This window comes from Phreatobacter sp. GW821-FHT04C01 (assembly GCF_059420385.1).
On sequence record NZ_JBWKTP010000028.1, the window covers coordinates 1 to 1,496 of the forward strand.

The window sequence follows — 1,496 nt, forward strand, 5'->3', positions numbered from 1 at the left end:
CTACGGCATGCACATATCTCTGGAGAGGAAGTGCGGCGGATTGACTCGGGTGTGCGGCGGGGCTGGCCATTGCGGCTACCGGTGTGATTCATTGCTGGGCACTTCAGATTGCTTCGAGGTGTCGCCATGTTGGTTGAGCAGCCGTCGCTGGGCCGTTTCGGGGATCGCCGCCTCGATAAAAGGGGGCGCTGTTGCTCGATCGCATGGTCGCGCGCCAAGATATCTGCCTGCGCCGGCTGAGCGAGGGCCGACGGGAGCAAGAGGTCGGCTTCCATCGCCTACTGGCCAACGACAAGGTGACGGTTGAGCGGTTGATCGAAGGCTGGAGCGAACAGACGGTGGCGGCGGTCGCCGGGCGGCATGTGCTGGCGATCCAGGACACCAGCGAGATCACTTTTGCCACCACGCCCAGGCGGCGCCGCGGCCTGGGCGAGATCGGCAAGGGCGGCGGCCGCGGCGTGCTGGTGCATGCGATGCTGGCCGTCGACGCGGCGAGCGGCAGTTGCCTGGGTCTGGTGGCCGGCAGCGTCTATACGCGCCAGGGTCGGGTCAAGACGTCGCACGCCAAGCGCGCGGTCAAGGACAAGGAATCGCGCCGCTGGATCGACACGGCCGTTCAGGCCAGGAGCGTGCTGGCCCAAGCCGCCACCGTGACCATCGTGGCCGACCGGGAGAGCGACATCTATGCCGGATGGGCGACGGTGCCCACTGGCAATGTCCATCTGCTGACACGCGTGATGCATGAACGCGCCGTCGTGGGCGGCGGTACCCTGTCGAAAGTCACGGCAGCGCTGCCGTTCGCGGCCACGCGCGGCCTCGAGCTGTTGGCCACCCACAAGCGGGCGGCACGCGACACCGAGGTAAGCCTGCGCTTCAGCAAGGTCGAGGTGTGCCGGCCCGATACTCCCGGCGCCAGGGACTGGCCGAAGACCGTGTCGCTGAACCTGGTCGAAGTCGTCGAACTGTGTCCTCCAGCCGATGTCGAGCCGGTGCACTGGCGCCTGCTCACCACCCATGCGGTCGACGACGCCGCCACCGCCTGGCAGATCGTCGACTGGTACAGGCGGCGCTGGACCATCGAGCAATTGTTCCGTCTGATGAAGACACACGGCTTGCGCCTGGAGGACAGCCAGCTCGCCAGCGCCGAGGTCTTGATCAAGCTCGCCGCCATCGCCACCAAGGCTGCCACTGTCATCCTGCAACTCGTCCAGGCCCGCGACGGCAACGGCGCTGAACCGGCCGGCAATGCCTTCAGCCCAGCCGACATCGCCGTGCTCGACAGCCTCGACGCCAGCTATCAGGGCCGCACCGCCTTGCAACGCAACCCACACCCTAGACACAGCCTCGCATGGGCCGCCTGGATCATTGCCCGCCTAGGCGGTTGGGACGGCTACCCCTCCTCAAAACCGCCCGGCCCCATCACCTCGCGTCACGGCCTCGAATATTTCCGCGCCATCGCAAAGGGCTGGACACTTAGAGACGTGTGCATGCCGTAG

Annotated in this window: 1 protein-coding gene; it reads left to right on the forward strand. The window is 66.6% G+C overall.

Annotation, left to right across the window (positions count from 1 at the left end; genetic code table 11):
• The first annotated feature begins 191 nt into the window (after positions 1-191).
• Positions 192-1,496 carry an IS4 family transposase gene (locus AC07WJ_RS37160; RefSeq protein ID WP_494939770.1) on the forward strand — a complete coding sequence of 435 codons (1,305 nt, stop codon included), beginning with the start codon at positions 192-194 and terminating at the stop codon, positions 1,494-1,496.